Source organism: Xenorhabdus innexi (assembly GCF_002632485.1).
Classification (GTDB): domain Bacteria; phylum Pseudomonadota; class Gammaproteobacteria; order Enterobacterales; family Enterobacteriaceae; genus Xenorhabdus; species Xenorhabdus innexi.
On the sequence record NZ_NIBU01000058.1, the window covers coordinates 1 to 22,378 of the forward strand.

The 22,378-nt window shown below is 40.7% G+C and carries 10 protein-coding genes and 1 pseudogene; 6 read left to right on the forward strand and 5 right to left on the reverse strand.

Annotated features, from left to right (window positions below; genetic code table 11):
- From Xinn_RS16610 to Xinn_RS16630, 5 genes are all read left to right on the forward strand, one after another.
- Positions 1-706 (forward strand): IS630 family transposase (locus tag Xinn_RS16610; RefSeq protein ID WP_099137696.1); only part of this gene is annotated, 706 nt, incomplete at its 5' end.
- A 240-nt stretch (positions 707-946) separates the two neighbouring features.
- Positions 947-1,486: an AidA/PixA family protein gene (locus tag Xinn_RS16615; protein WP_086953097.1), complete on the forward strand. Its 540-nt coding sequence runs from the start codon at positions 947-949 to the stop codon at positions 1,484-1,486.
- A gap of 134 nt (positions 1,487-1,620) precedes the next feature.
- Entirely contained in the window at positions 1,621-2,226 is a 606-nt protein-coding gene (locus Xinn_RS16620) for a hypothetical protein (protein ID WP_099137697.1), read from the forward strand.
- 433 nt (positions 2,227-2,659) lie between these two features.
- Positions 2,660-2,956 carry a helix-turn-helix domain-containing protein gene (locus tag Xinn_RS23490; RefSeq protein WP_099137698.1) on the forward strand — a complete coding sequence of 99 codons (297 nt, stop codon included), beginning with the start codon at positions 2,660-2,662 and terminating at the stop codon, positions 2,954-2,956.
- Between the two features lie 520 nt (positions 2,957-3,476).
- Positions 3,477-3,818 (forward strand): bleomycin resistance protein, encoded by a 342-nt coding sequence (locus Xinn_RS16630; RefSeq protein ID WP_086953095.1) that lies wholly within the window; start codon positions 3,477-3,479, stop codon positions 3,816-3,818.
- Positions 3,819-3,949: 131 nt separating this feature from the next.
- Here Xinn_RS16630 and Xinn_RS16635 read toward each other — a convergent pair whose 3' ends face one another.
- Positions 3,950-4,939 carry a nitrilase family protein gene (locus tag Xinn_RS16635; protein ID WP_086953094.1) on the reverse strand — a complete coding sequence of 330 codons (990 nt, stop codon included), beginning with the start codon at positions 4,937-4,939 and terminating at the stop codon, positions 3,950-3,952.
- Between the two features lie 105 nt (positions 4,940-5,044).
- On the opposite strand from Xinn_RS16635, the gene Xinn_RS16640 reads away from it, so the two are divergent.
- Entirely contained in the window at positions 5,045-5,917 is an 873-nt protein-coding gene (locus Xinn_RS16640) for a LysR family transcriptional regulator (RefSeq protein ID WP_086953093.1), read from the forward strand.
- A gap of 198 nt (positions 5,918-6,115) precedes the next feature.
- On the opposite strand, the gene Xinn_RS16645 is transcribed toward Xinn_RS16640, so the two are convergent.
- The 4 genes and pseudogenes from Xinn_RS16645 to Xinn_RS16660 form a co-directional block, all read right to left on the reverse strand.
- Positions 6,116-12,151 carry a non-ribosomal peptide synthetase gene (locus Xinn_RS16645; RefSeq protein WP_086953092.1) on the reverse strand — a complete coding sequence of 2,012 codons (6,036 nt, stop codon included), beginning with the start codon at positions 12,149-12,151 and terminating at the stop codon, positions 6,116-6,118.
- Positions 12,148-16,854, reverse strand: coding sequence for a non-ribosomal peptide synthetase (locus Xinn_RS16650; RefSeq protein ID WP_086953091.1), 4,707 nt, complete (start codon positions 16,852-16,854; stop codon positions 12,148-12,150). The genes Xinn_RS16645 and Xinn_RS16650 overlap by 4 nt, the downstream gene beginning before the upstream one ends.
- Positions 16,851-21,575 carry a non-ribosomal peptide synthetase gene (locus tag Xinn_RS16655; protein ID WP_086956407.1) on the reverse strand — a complete coding sequence of 1,575 codons (4,725 nt, stop codon included), beginning with the start codon at positions 21,573-21,575 and terminating at the stop codon, positions 16,851-16,853. Before Xinn_RS16655 ends, Xinn_RS16650 begins: the two co-directional genes overlap by 4 nt.
- A 682-nt stretch (positions 21,576-22,257) precedes the next feature.
- Positions 22,258-22,378 (reverse strand): annotated as a pseudogene (locus Xinn_RS16660) (IS30 family transposase); the annotation flags it as partial.

The following is a 22,378-nucleotide window of genomic DNA, read 5'->3' on the forward strand; positions in this document are numbered from 1 at the left end:
TTCGTTTTTTGTGTTTTTACTCAGAAAATATCTGCATATTACCCTTTCCATCAGCACACTTTACCGTTACTTCTGCAAACAAGGCATTGTCTGGCGGCGGGCAGCGCCCACATTAAAACAACCGGATCCCGAATATGACGAAAAAATGGCGCGTATTGCTGAGGCGCTTTCACGGGCTTCAGAGAAACACCCCGTTGTTTATGAAGATGAAGTCGATATTGATTTTAACCCTAAAATTGGCGCTGAATGGTACTTTAAAGGTCAGCAGAAACGGATTGTGACACCGGGTCAAAATCAAAAATATTACTTTGCCGGTTGTCTTGATGCCCAAACAGGCAAAATCGTGCCTACAGGTTACACAAGAAAAAACTCAGATTTATTTATCAATATGTTAGAAGCATTAAAACGCGCATATCGTTATGCAGAAACGCTGAGCGTGATTTTAGATAACTACGGCATCCATAAAAGTAAGAAAGTCAGAGCATGGCTGTTGAATAATCCCACCGTGACGCTGCTCTTTCTTCCAGTCTATTCGCCTTGGTTAAACAAAATAAAACGGTTATGGCAATCACTCCATGAAACGGTAACACGCAATCATTGTTGTCAATTTATGTGGCAGCTTATTCGTAATGTGAAAATTTTTCTGAAAAGAGCTTCGTTAACAACTTGGAGAGAAATGAGAAAGATAAGAGTCTCACCACTATGACAAACTATTTAGTGGGAGTAATAAATAAAGCATCTTCAATTACGACGAGCATATATTATCGATTTCTCATCAAAATAAATAATCCATTACTGATAATTAAATATTGATTAATTTTTTAATAATGAGGATGTTTTTTTTGATGTTTTAATTTTGGTTTTTTTATATATTATATTAATAAGTTTTTAGTTGTAAAATATATCAACATTCATCAACTTACTAATAAATTAAAAGGGTGTCATAATGAGCGACTTTAACTTATTTATTGTACTCGATATTGAAGGCATCATATCAAAAAATGAATATTCCGGAACTAAAAAATCTCCGGCCATGATTAGCGAAGATTTTATTCATATTTTATTGATTGATCAGGGGAAAAATGAACTCTTGGACAAGAAAGGCATAACATTAATGCTCGATGATGTAAAAAGAGGAGATGTAATTAATTGGAGTATTATTAATTTGCCTAATTATCAAGATAGCTATTCAGCCTTGCTATATAAATATGAGCGTGAAAAGAAAAACCCACAAGTTATGTCTGATCCTAAATTGACTGTTAGAACTATAAAGTTACCGTATATATTATCTGATAGTAATACAGATAACATTGAGACTAAAGAAATAAAAGAAAACTTTTGGTCTAGTAGAGTAATGGTTCTTGATAAAAAAGTAGGTGAAGAAAATTATTATGGATTCTTTACTATATATGATAGTAAAGGAGAGGTAATAGGTTACTCTAAATTCAACAATCACTTAATATTAAACCCTGTAGATAATAAATAATTTGTTTTTAAACATAAGGCCACATTTTACATTGTGGCCTTAAAATATAAATTTTAATTTTTTATGTTAGATCACCCTTTGGTGATATATAAACATAAAAAACACCAAAAAATATTATATAAGGATAAAATATAATGATAACTCCACAAGAAGCAAAAATTAATATTTGCAATGATTCCGATAACGAAATATTAAGCATTGATGTTGTTCATAAATATAGTGATATTAAAGAATATAAAACTAATTACAGCGTTGAAGGTGAATATCAAACTGGTATGTGTACCGCGCCTATGGATGTAAAATATAATACAGGTTTTGGTACTACAGGGGTTGATTGGTGGATGGTAACATGGGTAACAGCAGATGGTACTGTTTACATAACTTGCCCTAATAATTATAGAGATATTATTGATGTACTGAGTGTTAATGGACCTAAAATATTAGATGGTATAACTGCTTTTGCATCACTATTCGCAGTTGTAGGTCCAGATCCGGTATCAAAAACTGCAGCAGGTTTAGTTGCAGCGGCAGCGGCTATAACCAAATCAATAGCAGATCCGTTTTTAAATGAAGAAAAAACGGAAGGATTTAAGATGCATACCTTAAGAGCTGAAGATGCTAATGATGAAAATTTCATTCATATAAAAAACGATAAAGTTATATTTAGTTCACCTTCTGGTTATTCATCAACAAACATAGCAACTCGTTTAGAAGAAGCATTAATGAATAACTTTAAATAGCATAATATTTAAATAAATATTTTCTAGTTATATTGGTTTTGAATTGATAGTGGAAAAACATATTTATGCTGAATTGGATATTTTTCATTTTGTCATCAACAAACCGACCTTAGTGGATGGTTGTAATGTTTTGAAGTGGATTAGAAATTTCCAATTGATTAGAGCTGTAAAACAATTACCTTCCTAATTTTTTAATAAGTGAGGTTTATAAAATGACTACAAATTTAGAACGATGTGCTAAATAGCTTGTCAAAATGGTAAGAGTATCAAAGAAACTCGATCCTAAATTTGCGAAATTTTTGTTCCCAAAACGCAAAATCACAGAAAAAGGATCGAGTCATGCTTATCATACCACCCACCTCCCGAAATGAACGGCGGCAGATGAAAAAAAATCGTTCAAAAAACACCTGATAAAAATTATGCACGCCGGATCATGGGGATACTTCTACTGTGCAAAACACATTCTGTTCCTCAAGTCGCTGGGATACTTTGTTGCGCTGAATCTTCTGTCTGGCGCTGGCTGAAAAAGTTTAGAGAACAAGGATGGGCAGGCTTGCAATGCTTACCCGCGGGGCGTCATATTCGGTGGCATTTAGCCCGTTATCTGCCTCTCTTCTATTATTTTTTAGAGCACGCTCCTCAGCAGTTTGGCTATATCGATTCTCGTTGGAGTCTGGCCTTTTTTGTGTTTTTACTCAGAAATTATGGCAATCACTTCATGAAACGGTGACACGCAATCATTGTTGCCAATTTATGTGGCAACTTATTCGTAATGTGAAAATTTTTTTGAAAAGGGCTTCGTTAACAACTTGGAAAGAAATGAGAAATATCAGAGTCTCACCATTATGACAAACTATTTAGGACTCACAATTCTTCCAAGTTTTATAACTAACTGAAATAAATATAAAACTATTACTTGCGTTTGCTACTCGGCTAATTATTCAATGTTGCGATCATAAAGAATTGGTCATGAAAATCATAACCAACGCTTATTTTTGCTTCGTTATTGTTGGCGGGTTACTGAGTTTTAACTAAAACCTCTGGAGTCTCATTTTCACTTACTTACCCTGTTCGGTATCCTGAGTAAGGAATACTCCTATCATTTTGAAAAGGAATTTAAAGTTTAGTGCAAAAAAACAGAGGAAAAATTCTAGATTGTGAGTTTTGTCATATAAAAATGAGAGTAACGTACAGTGATTTATCAGACAATCCTGTATGAACGTTTAAAAATTATATAAAAGGGAAAATGTATGAGCGATTGGGAGGCTGTCCCTGTATTGGCTGCATTAGATTTAGATGAATTAATTGACTTTTACACAAATAAACTTGGGTTCCATTGCGACAATTTTGTTCCTAATGAATATGCGATAATTAGCAGAGGGGAAACTGAACTCCATTTTTGGGCATGTAACGATGAATACATTGCAGAGAACACTTCTTGCTATATTTTCGTAAAAGATATCCAAAGTGTGTTTCAAGAACTACAAGCACAGACTAAAGTCTCTCCGCTTGCGGAAACGCAATGGGGAATGTTGGAGTTCCACCTAATTGATCCAAGTGGAAATTTACTTAAGTTTGGGCAGCCAGTTTAGCTGTTTCACGTTATCCCCAACTCTTTTTTATTCAAAGTATATGGGTATGGAACTTGAAAAAGCCATTCAAACGTATGGCTTCTTTTTCCGCTGAAAATTAGGTCAATATGCATATTGAAAATAAGATTCTATTACATTTTATTTTTTTCAAATGAAGGAATATTCATCGAGAACCTTGCACTCCGTGCATCACGTTCATAACCCTGAGGCTCAGACAAAATACGATACAGCTCAGGCCTGCGTCCATGTATCCATCGTCTTCCTGTCGACATGGTCAGCAGACTCAGATCAAGACTGGCACTTATCATTATGTTCTCAAAAGAAACAGTTTCTTCAATAACACGGCCATAAGGATCAATAACCATAGCATTACCTGTGCGGATTTCTCCGTTATCCAATCCAACACCATTGCTGAACAAGATAAACAAACCATTATCATGCGCCCGTGCAGGTAACCAGCGCATTAGCCAGCCACGCCCGTTATCACCACGAAATGCAGCCTCCAGAGCATCTGGATTGCTGTATCTGTTTTCCCAAAGTCTGACAGGGATCGGTTTCATTCCGTAAGGGCTGCGGGAGTTAGTGCCTCCCGTCTGATGTGGAGCCATCAGAATGTCAGCACCAAGCAGCGCCGTTGCGCGTACGTTTTCAACTAAGTTGTTATCCCAACAGATAAGAATCCCCACCCTGACTCCCCACGGAGTATCAAATACAGTAAAGCTATCTCCATTAGCAATGTCAGGATGCTCAAATGCGTGAAGTTTGCGATGAACATGGATCTGACCATCGGGCATACATACCGCATACGCATTATAAATTTTTTTATCTTTTCCCTGTTCAATCAATCCTGCTCCTATCGCCATTCCATACTTTTTTGCCAGTAAAATGATACGAGCCAGTGATGGGCTTTCGTCAATCTGTTCAGCCAGCGCTACGACATCTTTACCCGTAAGATCAGGGATATGCCAGTAACCGGTAATACACATTTCAGGGAAAACCAGTATTTTAACGCCCTGCTCCCCAGCCTGATGAATAAACGCCTCCATAATTGATAAATTATACTGCTTGTCACTCGCACGATGGCAAAACTGAACTGTGGCAACCTGAATACTTTGTTTCATAACATTTCTCCTCAACTTCTCCTCAGATAGAAATTGATGGGTATTTCATCAGACAGACAGGACACTGTATAATCACAATTTTTCCGAATTTGATAACTAACTGGAATGGATATAAAACTTTTACGTGCGTTCGTCATTCTGGCCAGACAAGAACAATATCGCTCTGCGGCGGAAGTCCTTTGCCTGACACAACCAGCTCTGACAAAGCAAATTCAGACACTGGAACATCTTGTCGGATTTACGTTATTTAAACGTGGTCGTCAGGGTGCCAGACTAACAACCGCCGGACAGTTACTCTTCTCCAGAGCCTCTGAATTACTAAAGCAACATGATGATTTTCGAGAGTTTGTGAGCCGTGTACGGAAAGGAAACACAGGTAAACTGGTGCTGGGTTTTGGTGTGTCAGCATTTCAGCTTGCTCCCTCCAAAGTAACGACTTTCCACAAGATGTATGCTGATGTTGAAGTCTCCCTGAACGATATGCCTTCCGATGTGCAATACCGAATGTTACTTGAAGGGCAACTTCAGGCCGGATTTGTGCGGTTACCAGTACCAGAGAAACTGAAGGCTGAACCCTTGATGGAAGAAAGACTGGTTCTTGCTGTAAATGATTCACTGCATGTGGAACCAATAAATATTCAGGATGTACTAGATAGGTATCAACTTCTCCAGATTTCTCCCCTTCGGGGGCAAGGGCTATCAACACAGGTAACCGGTTTTCTCAGAGAAAATAAGCTTAGCGCCAGAACGTTATCTGTAGCCGATGATATTCAGACTTTACTGGCTCTGATTGCTGCCGGAAGTGGTGTTGCTCTGCTGCCAGCCGGAGTCAGTCATATTTTACCCTCTGGTGTTAAGCTCGTGACTCTGGAAGGGGTATATACTCGATGGCAGGTAGGAATTGCCTGGAGTCCAGAGATTAAGGATTGCCTGCGGGATAATTTCATTAATATGGTATTGAAACCTCTCTCACTCTAATTAGCAGTCATTAAAGCCAGTAAAAACAGGGCAAATGCCGGTATTTTATTTTGCTCAAACTTATAATCCAATCTACTCATGATCTTATCTAATCTTCTCTGTGCCGCACGAAAGCGATAATTGTACTAATTTTCGAACACATAGCAAAATTGGCTTCATCCCTGAAGCCAACTCGTTCTCAATCACTCGCACAGAATTTTATCTATAAAACTGACTGATACACTCTTTCTCCTGACCAGTTACAATGACATTTAGTAGTCGTTCATAATAGATAGCTAAATTCTCAATAGTTCCTTCTGTATACAGCTCCGGGTTATAGTTTAGATCGCACCTGATGTATTGCGGAGTATATAAAAAATTCATTCCAAGTGATTCGAAAGGAATTATTACCGGGTCGATAAATTCCATATCAATATTTTGCAGGGATAATAATTTTTCATCTTTAGATATGTCAACGAAGTCATACATATTTTTTGCATCTGAATAGTTAAAGAGAACATTAAATACATTATCTCTTGCTTTTTCTCCCACAGCATCAATTACAACTGACATCTGGATATTTGAATACTCTATGACTTGATGAATAAACTGACTAACCTGCTTAATGATTTCCTGAAGAGTCATCTCTTTATTTATGGTTGATTTGACTACCAAGTCGTTTAAAAACAACCCTATAGTTTGATGGTTTTCTATGCGGCCACGGTCAGCTTTTAGTGAAGCAACAATATGTTGTGATTCGCCGGAATGCATAAAAAGACAGGTATGGAATAACGCCATAAATAACATATAAGGTGTGATTTTATGTGTTTCACAATAATGTAAAGCTACTTTGTTTAGTAAATCAGGTACTTTGATGCTACGAGCTTGAGAACGATATTTTGTCTTCAAATGTTTTCTGAAAGGGACGGGGAATTCCCGCTCTGTACTGACTTCAGAAAATTGCTCCTTCCAGAATTGAATCTGTTTCTTAACCAATTCATCGGTATGAATTTTTTGTAAATCATAAACATAACCAGAATATTTCATAGCAACTGGCGGCAATGGGTTTTCCTGCCCTTGAGAATAAGCCGTATATAACGCTTTAAACTCCTTCATAAGGATATTCACAGACCATCCGTCGGAAACAATATGATGCATATCAATAAACAATAATGTGATTTTCTCCGAAACAGATAATAAGAATGTTCTGATTAGCGGGCCATTGTAAACATCAAAGGGTGTTCTTAACTTCTCATCCCAGAGCCTGTTAATTAAGGTAATTATTTGCTCTCGATCTGTTCCTATTTCTAATCCTATTGGTAACGATTCGATAATTTGCAGATTGATTTTCATATTGTTATCAGGCCGCATGAAAACCAGATCATTTTCTTTGAAAAAATTAAACCGCAAACTGTCCTGTCGCTCCAAAATAGTATTTAAACTTCTTTCTAACGCACTTTTATCCAGTTCTCCTTCCATAAGCAAGGTAAGCGGTATATGAAAACAGTCCTCCAATAATCCTTCCTGAACAAGATACCAATATGTTTTTTGACTATGAGAAATGGGTATTTTCTTTTCAAAAATATTAGGTGTTATTTCCGGTTCAGCTATTTCTTGTTTCTGGCTATTACGAATCACACTTGCAATCTGTGCAATCGTCGGATTTGCAAACAATTGATGCATACTGAAATTATTGGCTAACGTATTTCTTATTGACGCAGCTATTTTTACCGCCAGAAGTGAGTGACCACCAAGTGAAAAGAAATGGTCATAAACACTAATTTGTTTGATTTTTAGATGTTTTTGCCATAGCTCACAGAGTTTTTCTTCAATTGCATCTCTCGGTGCGATATACATCTGGCGATGTAAGTCACTTTCGTCTGGAACAGGTAACGCCTTTTTATCCACTTTATTATTTAAATTCAGCGGAATGCGCTCCAATGGGATATAAAGACTGGGTATCATATAATCAGGTAATTGTTTTTCCAGTGCGGCACCCAGTAACTCTGCCAGTTCTCCGCCAATGGCGGGAAGTTGTGGATAATTAGCCAAATGAGTCTGATTATAATCTGAACGCGACTGTATTTGAGGTAATTCCCCCTTGCTGAAAATAACATCGAGTAAATCAGGTTGTTGCTGTGACCATGTAAGCTCACATTGGTAGCCACACTGCTCTGCATACTGAAGTAAAGATTCGAGAGCAGCAACCTGCTCTGCGGCTTCCGGAGAGAAACCACCGGCATTTTCTGATGGGAAAACAATTTGATTAGAAGACCAATGACGTAATCCTTCAGCTAAATCAAAATCATCTTTGATTCGGGCATTAGGAACACCTGAGACACCAAATGTCTCGAATTCACCAGTTTCTAACATATTACGAAGCGCTTTCAGGGAATTAAAATCACACCAATTTATCGATGAATCGCAACACAATTCTGTGTTTTTCCCGCATTTGTACAAGATAACTTCATAGCGGTATCGCAGCATTTCATTGTCGCCAATACCTCGTTTAACCAAAATATCCACCCGGCTAATTTCAGGGTAACGTGTCGGCAACTGAACAAAATAGGTTGGGCTGAGTAAAAACTCTTTTTCTTGCTGTAAACGCCGTTGAATACGATTTGCCAACGTACCGGCAGAAATATGCTGTCCATTCAGACGATTTTTTTCAACCGCAGTGACATGTGCAGTTAACAAGTCTAAGTTACGTATATCACCCAGAAGGATTTTCCCTCCGGCTTCAACCATAGGTAATAACTGTGTAATGACCTTTTCCAGATATTGGATATTAGGGAAATATTGCACAACAGAGTTAATTACAACAGTATCGAACTGATCAGGCATGATTGTGCCCAGATTCAGAGCATCCCCCCTTCTTAGTTCTACATGTGACCAGCCACGCTGTTGCAAAATTCTCCGGTGACGTGCCAATATTTCTGCTGAAATGTCAGTAGCTAATACTGATTCACACTGTTCAGCATAGCGATACAGTAATAAGCCAGATCCACAGCCAATTTCCAGTAAGCGCCGGGGTTGCAGAGAGTTAATACGCTGCATGGTTCCCGCTCGCCACTCTTCCATTTGCTCCAAGGCAATCGGCTGTTCAGTGTAACTGTTCATCCAGCCACTAAAATCACTGTCATCTTCACTCTTGTCAATGACATCTGCCGTAATATTTTCCGTTAGTTCCTGACGATATTGGTTATCAAAAATTTCTGTCCAGCTTTCAAGGTAATCTACATTAAAAGCAGCCGCTTTCTCTGCCAGCCAGTCACTGCCCGGGCAAACATAAGCAATGAGTTTTTTGTCCTCACTATCTTGCCTATCAACAATGACAACAGCATTACTTAAAATCTCCTGCCCCGCCAAAACCGCTTCAATTTCTGCTAATTCAATGCGGTGGCTGCGAATTTTAATCTGTGAATCCAATCGGCCAATAAATTCCAACTCGCCTTCCGGCGTCCAGCGGACTAAGTCACCCGTCCGGTAAAGGCGGTCTGTCGGATCGGTACTAAATGGATCGCGGATAAATTGTTTTTCGGTCAGCTCCGGTGCATTCCGGTAACCCCGCGCCAATTGAATACCACCGATATGCAATTCCCCGACAGCACCAAGCGGCACCAGATCGCCCTCAGAATTCAGGATACGCATCACAGTATTTGGCAATGGTTTTCCAATCGTTACTCGCTTATCCACCGTCAACAAGGCACTGGTGACAATCGAAGTACACTCAGTCGGGCCATAAACGTTAAACAGTTTTCTGCCTTGCGACCACTGTTCCACAATATGCGGCGCCACCGCTTCCCCTGCTAATAGCAAGGTTGAAACGGTACGCCATTTGTTGAAATCCAGATGAGGTAACAATGCCGGAGGGAGTACAGCATGGGTAATATTATTTTTTTCAACCAGTTCATCCAACCATTCAGGCAAACGACGATGTTTTTCTGAAATCAGATACAGTGTCGCGCCATAAGCCAGAGTCATTGCCATTTCCAACACGGCGGCATCGAAACTCCATGAAGCAAACTGTAATCCACGAATATCAGCATCGGCACCAAATAACGAGGCCTGAGCCTTTGCCAGATTAACCCAGCCTTTATGCTCCAGCATCGCCCCTTTCGGTCGACCGGTAGAGCCGGAAGTATAAATCACATAAGCCAGATGATTTTCGGTCAGCGGTATCGGACGATGAACAATATTATCAATGGGCAAACTTTGTATACAGGATTGTACCGTCTCGGTATCCAGACAGATAACACATTGCTGGCTAATGGGTAATTTACCCACCAATGATGTTTCAGTCAGAATAAATTCGGCTCCACTGTGTTCCAGCATATATTGCAGACGGGCTTGCGGATAACTGGCATCAAGTGGCACATAAGCGCCACCCGCTTTGAGAATTCCCAGCAGAGTAATTACCGCCTGTAATGATCGGGGAAGACAGATGGCAACCAGAACATCTGGTTGAATACCCTGCTCAATCAAATAGTGCGCCAACTGATTGGCCTGTGCGTTAACGGATTGATAACTTAAAGCCTCATCACCAAAAACCAGCGCGGTTTTTTCAGGATTTTTTGCCGCCTGTTCTTCAAATAATTCATGGAAACAACACGCCTGTAGATAATTTTCCTGGGGTGCATTCTGCTGAAGATCATTGAATCCATACAGTAAGGTATACTCTTCATCGGGAGCTACTAATGGGAGCTTATGAACAGACATTTCTTTATTTACGGAATGCGTGTTCATAGCTTCAACAATGCTGGTCAGCAATGTTGTGTAGTTAGCAATTAATCTCTCGATAGTCGCGCTGTTGAACAGGCTGGTATCAGCAGTCCATAATATGGATAACTCATTTTCTTCTTCACAAACATGAACTTCCAAATCAAACCGCGTTGCCATAAACGCATTTTTTTCAAATGTAATAACATTGCCCTGTTCCAACGTTGTTTCCTGCTGGTTGTTTTGTACAACAAACAGAATTTGGAAGATGGGATTATGATTCAGATTCCGCTCCGGGCGGATGCTTTCCACTAACATTTCAAATGGCAGATCCTGATGTTCATAGGCATCTAAAATGGTACGGCTGTTTTGTTTTAATAATTCACTGAACGTCGGCTGACCGGATAAATCTGTTCTGATCACCAATGAGTTCACAAAAAAGCCGATTAAAGGTTCAATATCAGGATGTTGCCTGCCAGCAATGGCCGTTCCAACCAGAATATCCTTTTCATTACTGTAGCGACTCAATAAGACCGCAAATGCGGTTTCCAGAAACATAAAGAGTGTTACTTTATGTTTGGCACATAATGTCCTGATTTTCTCAGTAAGATTGACTGAAATACGCTGAGTGTGAAGCCGCCCTTCGAAATTTTGTTTTTCTGGTCGAGGGTTATCAAGAGGTACACGGTGAAGTGGTGAAATACCGGCTAATTGATTCTGCCAATAAATTTGCTGTTTATTCAGAGTGTCACCCTGCAACCAGTTCCGCTGCCAACGGGCATAATCGGTATACTGAATTTTCAGCGGTGACAGTGGGTTTTCTTCGCCTTGGCAGTAAGCCCTGTATAGCGTAAGGAGTTCGCTGAAAAAGATAGGTATTGACCAACCATCGCAAGCGATGTGGTGGATTGTATACAAAATCGTGTAATCATCTTCCGCCAATTTTATTAACCGGACACGCAGCATCAGATCCGTGTGTAAGTTAAAAATTTGTTTTCCTTCTGCCTTACCGAGTTGTTTTACCTGATTATTTCTCTCAGTTGCAGCAAGTGCAGATAAATCATGATATGTGATCGGTAAATCGTATTCAGTAACAATGAGCTGACGTGGTTCATTATCGATGATTGTAAAATGGGTGCGTAACACTTCATGACGTTCAAGTAATGCTTTAATCGCGGCTTCAAATGCCTTGATGTTCATCGGTTCCCGCAGCCTGAAATCCCCTGTACAGTTGTACTGAGGACTTCCTCCATTCAGCTGATCAATAAACCATAAACGTTGTTGAGCAAATGAAAGCGGGTAATGTTCCGCGTGACCATCACGCGGAATATCCTGCAACCAATGAGCGCCATGTTCTTCTTCTGAATTCACTTGATTCAGGAAATTAATCAACTCTTGTTTGTAAAGTTTCCATTCACTGAGCAACTCCGATGGAATACTGTCACGGTGCGTTTCATATTGTAATCGGTTATCCGCAACAAACAGAGTAATCCCCTGACTTAAAGCCTCATTTATAATTTGCACAGCACTTTTCATATATCACCTTTCAGAATTTCCTGTGTAGTTGCTTTCCCAGTTTGAAAATGTTTTCTGCTTTCTTTTACAAGATGGACTGTGACAAGCTGTGATAGCTGCTCAAGTGTTGGATATTCAAAAATACTTCTTAGCGGGATTCTGACGTTTAACTCATTGCGTATCGAGCTGATCAAGCGGGTTGCCTGAAGTGAATGCCCTCCCAGCAAGAAGAAATTGTCATAAATCCCTACCTGATTGACATTCAGCAGACTCTGCCATAATTGGCTGATTTTCTGTTCTACTTCGTCTCTAGGTGCCACATAGTCCTGCCGGTGATAATCACTTTCATTCGGGATTGGTAATGCTTTTTTATCCACTTTATTGTTCAGCGTCAGTGGCATTTTCTCGAGCGGGATATAAAGACCGGGAACCATATATTCAGGTAGCTGTTTTTTCAGGTTGGCTTCAAGCAGATCTGAAAGTTCGGCTCCAATTGCAGAGAGTTGCGGATAATTTGCCAAATAGGTTTGGCTATAATGCGCCTGGGCCTGAACAGGTGGCAATTCACTACGACTGAAAATAATATCCAGCAAATCAGCCCGCTGTTGTGACCACGTCACACCGCACTGGTAGCCACTCTGTTCAGCATAAAGAAGTAAAGACTCTAATGCCTGAATTTGCTCTGTTGTCTGCGGAGAAAAGCCACCAGCGTATTCTGATGGAGATATCATCTGACTGGCAGGCCAATGGCGTAGCCCTTCCGCTAATTCAAAGTCATCTTTGACACGGGCATTAGGTATAGCTGAAACGCCGAATGTCTGATCTGCCCCCGCCTGTAATAAATTACGCAGATCTCCCAGCGTGGAAAAATCATACCAAGGGAAAGATGAGCCATCACAAGATACTGTATGCTCATTTTTCTTATAAAGGATGACATCATAGCGATAACGCAGCATTTCATTATCGCCGATACCACGTTTGACTAAAATGTCCACGCGGCCTATTTCAGGATAACGCTCTGGTAATCGGGCAAAGTAAGTCGGGCTAAGCAGAAATTCCGGCTCTTGTTGTAATCGTCGCTGAATACGGTTTGCCAATGTGCTGACTTCAATACGCTGACCGTTCAACTGGCTTTGTTCAATCGCAGTAGCATGCTCAGTCAGCAGATCTAAATTGCGGATATCACCCAGCAGGATTTTCCCTCCTGCCTCAAGAAGCGGGAGTAACTGAGCAAACACCTTCTCCAGATACTGAACATTAGGGAAATACTGCACAACAGAGTTAATCACAACGGTATCAAACTGTTCAGGCGTGATTGCGCCCAGATTCAGGGCATCCCCCCTTCTTAGTTTTACGTGCGACCAGCCGCGTTGTTGCAATAGTTTTTCATGCCGGGCTAACACTTCCGCTGAAATATCGGTAGCCAACACGGATTCACATTTAGCAGCATAACGGTATAACAGAACACCGGTTCCACAACCAATTTCCAGTAAGCGCCGGGGATGCAGAGATTCAATCCGCTGCATAGTAACGGCACGCCATTCTTCCATCTGATCCAGTGTGATGGGCTGTCCGGTATAGCTATTCATCCAGCCACTGAAATCACTGTCTGAATCTATGCTGTTATTCTCATTTTCATGAGCAACATCTTGCGGTGTATATTGCCCATCAAAGATATTTTTCCAGTTTTCAAGATAATGCTGATTAAATGCTGTTACTTTTTCACCTAACCATTCCGTTGCGGGGCTGATATAAGCAATGAGCTTTTGATTTTCACTATCATGTCCATAGATATTTACCGCCGCCTGACTCACAATCTCATTGGCTGCCAGAACCGCTTCGATTTCTCCCAGCTCTATCCTGTGTCCTCGGATTTTGACCTGAGAATCCAGACGGCCGATAAACTCCATATTGCCATCGGATAACCAGCGGACTAAATCACCCGTCCTGTATAAACGTTGAGATTGTGTGTCATCTGTCGGATCAATGATAAATTTCCTTGCAGTCATCTCAGGATCGTGTAAATACCCTCGCGCCAACTGCGCACCACCAACACATAACTCCCCTGTGACCCCAATCGGCACAATATTGCCGTTATTATCCAGAATACGGATCGTTAAATTGGTTAATGGTTTTCCTATAGTGATTTTCTCACTCACTAATTCTGCCATCGACACGCAAACCGTGGTTTCTGTCGGGCCATAGGCATTAAATAATTGCCTTCCTTGTCGCCACTGTGCCGCAATACTGGCTGAAATAGCTTCCCCGGCAACAATCAGAGTGCTCACTGACTGCCATTTTTCTTGTGTCAACTGGGGTAATAAAACGGGCGGGAGAACAGCCAGTGTTAATTGATGTTTTTCAACCAGTGCACTCAGTAATTCCGGTGAACGTTGTTCGGATTCAGTGAGTAAATAGGATGTTGCCCCTTGTGCCAGCGTCATAGCCAGTTCAAAGGCAATGGCATCAAAACTCCAGGAGGCAAATTGCAAACCTCGGGTATGTTCGTTGATGTCAAATGCAGCCGCCTGTGCGTATGCCAGATTGACCCAGCCTTTGTGCTCCAGCATTACGCCTTTGGGTTTTCCTGTCGAACCTGAAGTGTAAATAATGTAGGCCAGATTATTTTCTGTCAGAACAAACGGTCGATCGATGATATTTTCTGCAGGTAATGTTTGCAGATATGACTGAATAGCGGCGGTGTCCAGACATACCACCTTTTGTTTACTGACAGTTTGTTCATTGATAGGTAGCTTTTCAACCAGATGGGTCTCGGTCAGAATGAACATAGCCTTACTGTGTTCCAGCATGTATTGCAGGCGGGCTTGCGGGTAAGCGGGATCTAGCGGCACATAGGCTGCCCCTGCTTTCAGAACCCCCAGTAATGCCACTACAGCCTGTAAAGAACGGGGAAGACAGAGAGCGATAAGGGTTTCAGATTGAATACCCTGTTCAAGCAGATAACGGGCTAACTGATTGGCCTGTTCATTCAGGGCTTGATAACTTAACGTGCTGTCACCAAAAACCAGCGCGGTTTTTTCAGGATTTTTTGCCACCTGCTCTTCAAACAGTTCATGGAAACAGTATCCTTGTAAGCCATGTTCCTGCCGACCATTCCATTCATGCAATAAAGTGTGTTTTTCCGCTTCAGCCAGAATCGGCAACTCATGAACGGAAGGTTCTTTACTCACTGAAGCACTTGTCATTCCCTTAACAATGCCTGAAAGCAGAGTTTCGTAATTGGCAATCAATCTTTCAATGGTGCTACTGTTAAACAGACTTGTATCTGAAACCCATACTACAGATAATCCGCCTGACTTTTTTTCTTCATAAACATGAACTTCTAAATCAAAACGAGTGGTTTTCAGCAATTCACTTGCAAAGTCCGCAACATTATCCTGTTCCAGCGTTATATCATGTTGGTTGTTCTGTACGGCAAAGATAATCTGAAATATAGGGTTATAATTTACGCTTCGTTCCGGGCTGAGTTTTTCTACTACTAATTCAAATGGCAAATCCTGATGTTCATAGGCATCCAGAATGGTACGGCTGTTTTGTTGTAGCAGTTGACTGAAAGTAGGCTGACCGGATAAATCTGTCCTGATAGCCAGTGAATTGACAAAAAAACCAATCAACTGCTCGATATCATGATGTCTTCTCCCTGCCAACCCTGTTCCAATCACGATATCTTTTTCATTACTGTAACGGCTCAGCAATACAGCAAACGCCGTTTCCAGGAACATAAATAATGTCACGTTATGTTTCGTGCACAGCCCCCTGATTGCCTGAGTCAGATGTGGGGAAATATGTTGTATATGGAAACATCCTTCAATATTTTGTTGTTCGGGGCGAGGATAATCCAACGGCACACGATGGACGGGGGAAATTCCGGCTAACTGATCCCGCCAGTATGCCAGTTGTTTGTTCAGCAAATCACCTTGTAGCCACTCCTGTTGCCATTGGGCGTAGTCACTATACTGAACTTTCAGCGGTGGCAGAGGATTTGGCTTATCCTGACAATAAGCCTTATACAAGGTGAAAAGTTCATGAAGGAATATTGCAACCGACCAACCATCAAAGGCGATATGGTGTATCGTATAGATAATGATGTAGTCATCTTCTGCCAGTTTCAGTAACCGAATGCGCAGCATCAAATCTGTACCGAGGTTAAAAGCCAGATTCTCATCTTTCTTACTGAATTGTTTTACCTGAACAGCTTGTTCCGTTTCAGACAATGCAGATAAATCATGATGTGTGATCGGTAAATTGTATTCAGTAACAATGAATTGACGTGGTTCATTATCGATAATTTTAAAATGCGTGCGTAACACTTCATGACGTTCCAGTAATGTATTAACAGCCGCTTCAAATGCCTGTATGTTAATGGACTCCTGTATTCGGTGGTCCCACATACAGTTATACTGAGGACTACCGCCATCCAGTTGATCAATAAACCACAAACGCTGTTGAGCAAATGATAGTGGATAGTGCTCAGCCCGTTCATAACGTGGAATACCCTGTAGTTGATGGGTACTCACCTGCTCTTCTGATGAATCGAGCTGGTTCAGAAAATCAATCAACTCTTGTTTATGCTGTTTCCATTCACTGATTAAGTCTGCCGGAATATTGCTGAGGCGGGTTTCGTATTGCAAACGATCCTCAGCCACGAACAGTGTTATTCCCTGATCTAAAGCCTCATTGACAATTTGTGCTGCATCTTTCATATATCACCCTTTAATAGCGCTTGTGCTGTCTCTTGCCCGGCCTGAAAATGTTTTCTTTTTTCTTTGATAAGATGGACGGTGACAATTTGTGATAACTGCTCAAGTGTTGGATGTTCAAAAACACTCCTCAATGGCACTTCTATCGCCAATTCGTTGCGTATTGAACTAATAAGACGAGTGGCCTGAAGGGAATGTCCACCCAATGCAAAGAAATTATCGTAAATGCCGATCTGGCTGACATTCAGTAATTTATTCCATAACTTACTGATTTTAATTTCTATTTCATTTCTTGGGGCAACATAGCTTTGACGGCGTAAATCGTCTTCATTTGGGATAGGCAGCGCTTTTTTATCCACTTTATTGTTTAAAGTAAGAGGCATTCGTTCCAGTGGAATATAAAGACCGGGAACCATATATTCGGGTAATTGCTGCTTTAATGCTGATTCAAGTAATTCTGAAAGTTCACCACTGATGGCTGAAATTTGCGGGTAGTTAACTAAATGGGTTTGATTGTAGCCGGAACGTGCCTGTACGGGCGGTAACTTACTCCGGCTGAAAATAACATCCAGTAAATCAGGTTGCTGCTGTGACCACGTCACGCCGCACTGATAACCACACTGTTCAGCATATTGCAGTAAAGATTCGAACTCCTGAAGCTGTGCTAATGCCTGAGGTGAGATACTGCTGGCATTTTCCGGCGGTGTTATTAGCAGGTTGGCTGACCAGTAACGCAGCCCTTCAGCCAAAGCAAAATCATCTTTAACTCTGGCATTGGGAATACCTGAAACACCAAATATCTCTTCTGTTCCCGCCTCCAGTCTACTTTTCAGATTTTCAAAAGCATCAAAATCATGCCAACTTATTGAATGCTCGTGGTGAGATTCAGCCTTATCATCTCTTTTATGTAATATTACGTCATAGCGATAACGCAGCATTTCATTATCGCCGATACCACGTTTGACCAGAATATCCACCCGGCCTATTTCAGGGTAACGCTCTGGTAATCGGGCAAAATAAGTCGGGCTGAGTAAAAACTCCGGTTCTTGTTGTAAACGTCGCTGAATGCGGTTCTTCAGCATTTCGACCTGAATACGCTGCCCGTTAAGACGGCTTTGCTCTATTGCTGTAACATGGGCGGTTAACAGATCTAAATTGCGGATATCGCCCAGCAGAATTTTTCCTCCCGCTGTAATTGCTGGTAACAACTGCTCAAACATTTTTTCCAGATACTGAACATTAGGGAAATACTGAATGACCGAGTTAATCACGACAGTATCAAATTCATCTGCGTACAATGTTCCAGAATTGAGAGCATCCCCTCTTCTGAGTTGTATATGTGACCAGCCACGTTGTTGCAAAGTATGTTGGTGCCGATGTAACACTTCATCCGAAATATCAGTAGCCACTACTGATTCACACTGTTCAGCATAGCGATACAGCAACAGCCCTGAACCACAGCCAATCTCTAATAAGCGATGAGGATTCAGGGCATTAACCCGTTGCATAATTCCCGCTAACCACTCCTCCATTTGTTCAAGGGCAATCGGCTGCTCTGTATAGCTGTTCATCCAGCCACTGAAATCACTTTCTGGTGTCAGAATATCGCCGCTACTTTCTTTTTGAATACGCTCTTCTTTCTGTGAATTATCTGCCGTGGGCTGGCGGTACTGCTCATCAAAAATTTCTGTCCAGTTATTAACACTACTGGCGTTAAATTCAGCGGCTTTTTCACCTAACCACTCTGCACTCGGGCAGACATATGCAATAAGTTTTTTATCTTCATCCTGACCATAAGCGAGCACAACCGCACTATTTAAAGCACTATGCTCTGCCAGAACTGTTTCTATTTCACCCAATTCAATACGATAACTGCGGATCTTGACCTGAGAATCAACACGGCCGATGAATTCCAACTGACCATCCGATGTCCAGCGCACTAAATCGCCGGTACGGTAAAGCCTGTTTTCCCGCCCTTCCGCTGAATGTGGGCTGAATGGATCACGGATAAATTGCCTTTCCGTTATTTCCGGTGAATTCCGGTAGCCACGAGCTAACTGAACACCCCCGATATGCAGTTCTCCAATAACTCCTATCGGAGCCAGATGACCTTCCGAGTTGAGAATACGCATCACAACATTTGGCAAGGGTTTTCCAATCGTGACCTTCTCATCAGTTAATACAGCCGTGGTGACAATGGAGGTACATTCTGTCGGACCATAGACGTTAAACAGTTTTCTGTTCTGAGACCAGTGGACGGCAATCTGTGGTGATACGGCTTCACCCGCCAGAAGCAACGTTGAGACAGATTCCCATTTGTTAAAACTCAATTGAGGGATCAGAGCTGGTGGTAGAACTGCATGGGTTATCTGGTATTTTTCAACAGCCTCATCTAACAATTCCGGGGAACGGCGCTGAGTTTCTGAGATCAGATACAGTGTTGCGCCATAAGCCAATGACATAGACATCTCTAAGGTCATGGCATCAAAACTCCAGGAGGCAAACTGCAATACACGAATATGCGAATCAGCGCCAAATAAAGCGGCCTGTGAGAATGCCAGATTGACCCATCCTTTATGTTCTCCCATGACCCCTTTCGGTTTGCCGGTAGAGCCGGAAGTATAAATCACATAAGCCAGATGATTTTCCGTGAGCGGGAATGGACGTTCGGTAATGTTATCCACTGGCATGTGTTGTAGCTGAGATTGCACAATATCAGTATCCAGACAAATGACTTGCTGCTGACTGATTGGCAGTTTTTCCACCAGATGAGTCTCCGTCAGGATAAATTCTACCTCACTATGCTCCAGCATATATTGGAGACGAGCCTGCGGATAACTGGGATCTAATGGTACATAAGCCCCGCCCGCCTTAAGAATCCCTAACAACGCCACAACAGCCTGTAATGACCTTGGCATGCAAAGCGCAACTAACGTATCCGGCTTGATCCCTTGTGCCAACAGATAATGTGCTAACTGGTTAGCCTGTTCATTCAATGCTTGATAGCTCAGAGAGTTATCACCAAAAATCAACGCAGGTTTTTCTGCATATTGTGCAACCTGATCTTCGAAGATTTCATGGAAACATTTCCCGGTCGGGAAAGAAATTTGTGGCCCATTCCATTTATGCAGCAAGATATTTTGCTCCGCATCGGTTAATAACGGAATGTCATGGACAGAAGGTTCGCTGTTACCTGTATGCTGCTTCATCACATTAACAATGTTAGTCAACAGGGTTTCATAATTGGTCAAGAGTCTGTCAATGGTGGCAATATTGAATAAGCTTGTATCCGCGATCCACTGAATAGATAACTCACCGTCATATTTTTCTTCATATATGTGAACTTCCAAATCAAATCGGGTTGTCAACAGTGAATGTTTTTCAGCTTCAATGAGATTATCCTGCTCCAGCGTTGTATCGCGTTGGTTATTCTGTACTGCAAACATAATCTGGAAGATAGAATTATGATTTAGTTGCCTCTCTGGACTTAGTTTTTCTACCAGCATCTCAAAGGGCAGATCCTGATGAGCATAAGCATCCAGAATGGTACGACTGTTTTGTTTTAACAGTTGACTAAAAGTAGGCTGACCGGATAAATCGGTTCTGATAACCATAGAGTTAACGAAGAAACCAATCAGAGGCTCAATATCACGATGTCTTCTTCCCGCAACCGGCATCCCGACCAGAATATCTTTTTCATTACTGTAACGGCTCAGTAATACAGCAAACGCCGTTTCCATAAACATAAATAACGTCACTTCATGCTTAGCGCATAATGCTCTTATTTCTTGTGTCAGAGTCTTTGAAATACGCTGAGGATGTAACAAACCTTCAAAATTCTGTTGCGTTGGACGTGGGTTATCCAGTGGTAAGCGGTGAATTGGAGAGGCGCCTGATAGTTGATTCTGCCAATAATCTAATTGTTTCTCCAGAATATCGCCTTGCAACCATTCCCGTTGCCACTGTGCATAATCAGTATATTGGACTTTTAATGGTGGCAGAGGGTTACTTTCACCCCGGCAATAAGCCCGATATAAGGTAAGAAGCTCATTGAAGAATATCGCCATTGACCATCCATCACAGGCAATATGATGAATCGTATAAAAAATGAAATAATCATCTTCTGCCAGTTTCAGCAATTGAATACGTAGCATCAGGTCAGTACTGAGATTAACCGCCGTATTCCACTCTTCTTCATTAAATTTCTTCAGTTGACGTTTTTTCTCTGATTCTGAAAGTGCAGATAAATCATGGTATTTAACAGGTAAGTCATAAGAGGTGGCAATAATCTGACGAGGTTCGTTATCAATAATTTTAAAATGGGTACGTAATGCTTCATGGCGTTCAAGCAGTGTTCCTACAGCAGCTTCAAACATGTTGAGATTAATCGGCTCACGCAATCTTAAGTCACCCGAACAGTTATACTGAGGACTGCCTTCAGTCAGCTGATCAATCAGCCACAAGCGCTGTTGGGCAAATGATAATGGATAATGATCAGCGCGTTCATAACGTGGAATATCCTGTAATTGATGTATGCTCGCGTCTTCTTCTGATTCAAGCTGAGTCAAAAAATCAATTAATTCTTGTTTATGTTGTTTCCATTCACTGAACAGTTCCGGTGGAATACTGTCACGGTTTGTTTCATACTTCAGTTTATTATCACTAACAAACAAAGTAATTCCTTGATTTAAAGCTTCATTGATAATTTGTGCAGCATTTTTCATATAGTTAGTTTCCAATGGTTTTTTATGTTGTTTCTTGCTCAGGATGGAAATATTTTTTCTTTTCTCACAAAGTGAGATCATAATAATGTATGATAACCACGCGAAAATGTTTCTTAATGATATTTCAATGTTTAAGTCATTTTTAATTTACTCACATTAATCTTTTTATATAAAGAATTACTCTGTGAGTGATTTTAGTTGTTTTTACGGGAGTGAATGGATGGTGTTATTTTTAATATAACTTTTGATAAAAAATGTAAGTCAGATATCATCTGAAATGAAAAATAAAACATTTTCACTGTTTTCCTTTTTTACATTGAAATCATCGTTCAGATACTTATGATAGCCATCATTTTCCTATGAGGATGTAATCCAGACTCATCTTAACATGCCATCATTCGAATCCACCAAGTTTATTGTTTGACTTAGTTATCAAAATAATCATAAAGCGTGAAGGTTTTTTAATGATTTAATAATATAAAGTCCATATCAAAATTGATAAATGATCAAACAGAAAACAATCATCTTTCATGAGTTAAATTTTTTATTTCTTTATAAATTATCGACTCTTAATATAAGTAATTATCTAAAACTGTCTCACATGAAAATAATCTGTCTGTTTGAAACATTAAAGAATGAAATTAAAAAAGAGCCTTGCATTCACATAATAAGTGCAACACCGTTATGAACGAAGTAAACGAGTCGGTATGCCTTTAAATAACTCATTCGGTGTTTGATAACCTCGCGTTTTTCGAGGACGTTTATTTAATCGATTTGCCACGAGATTTATCTCCAACTCTGAG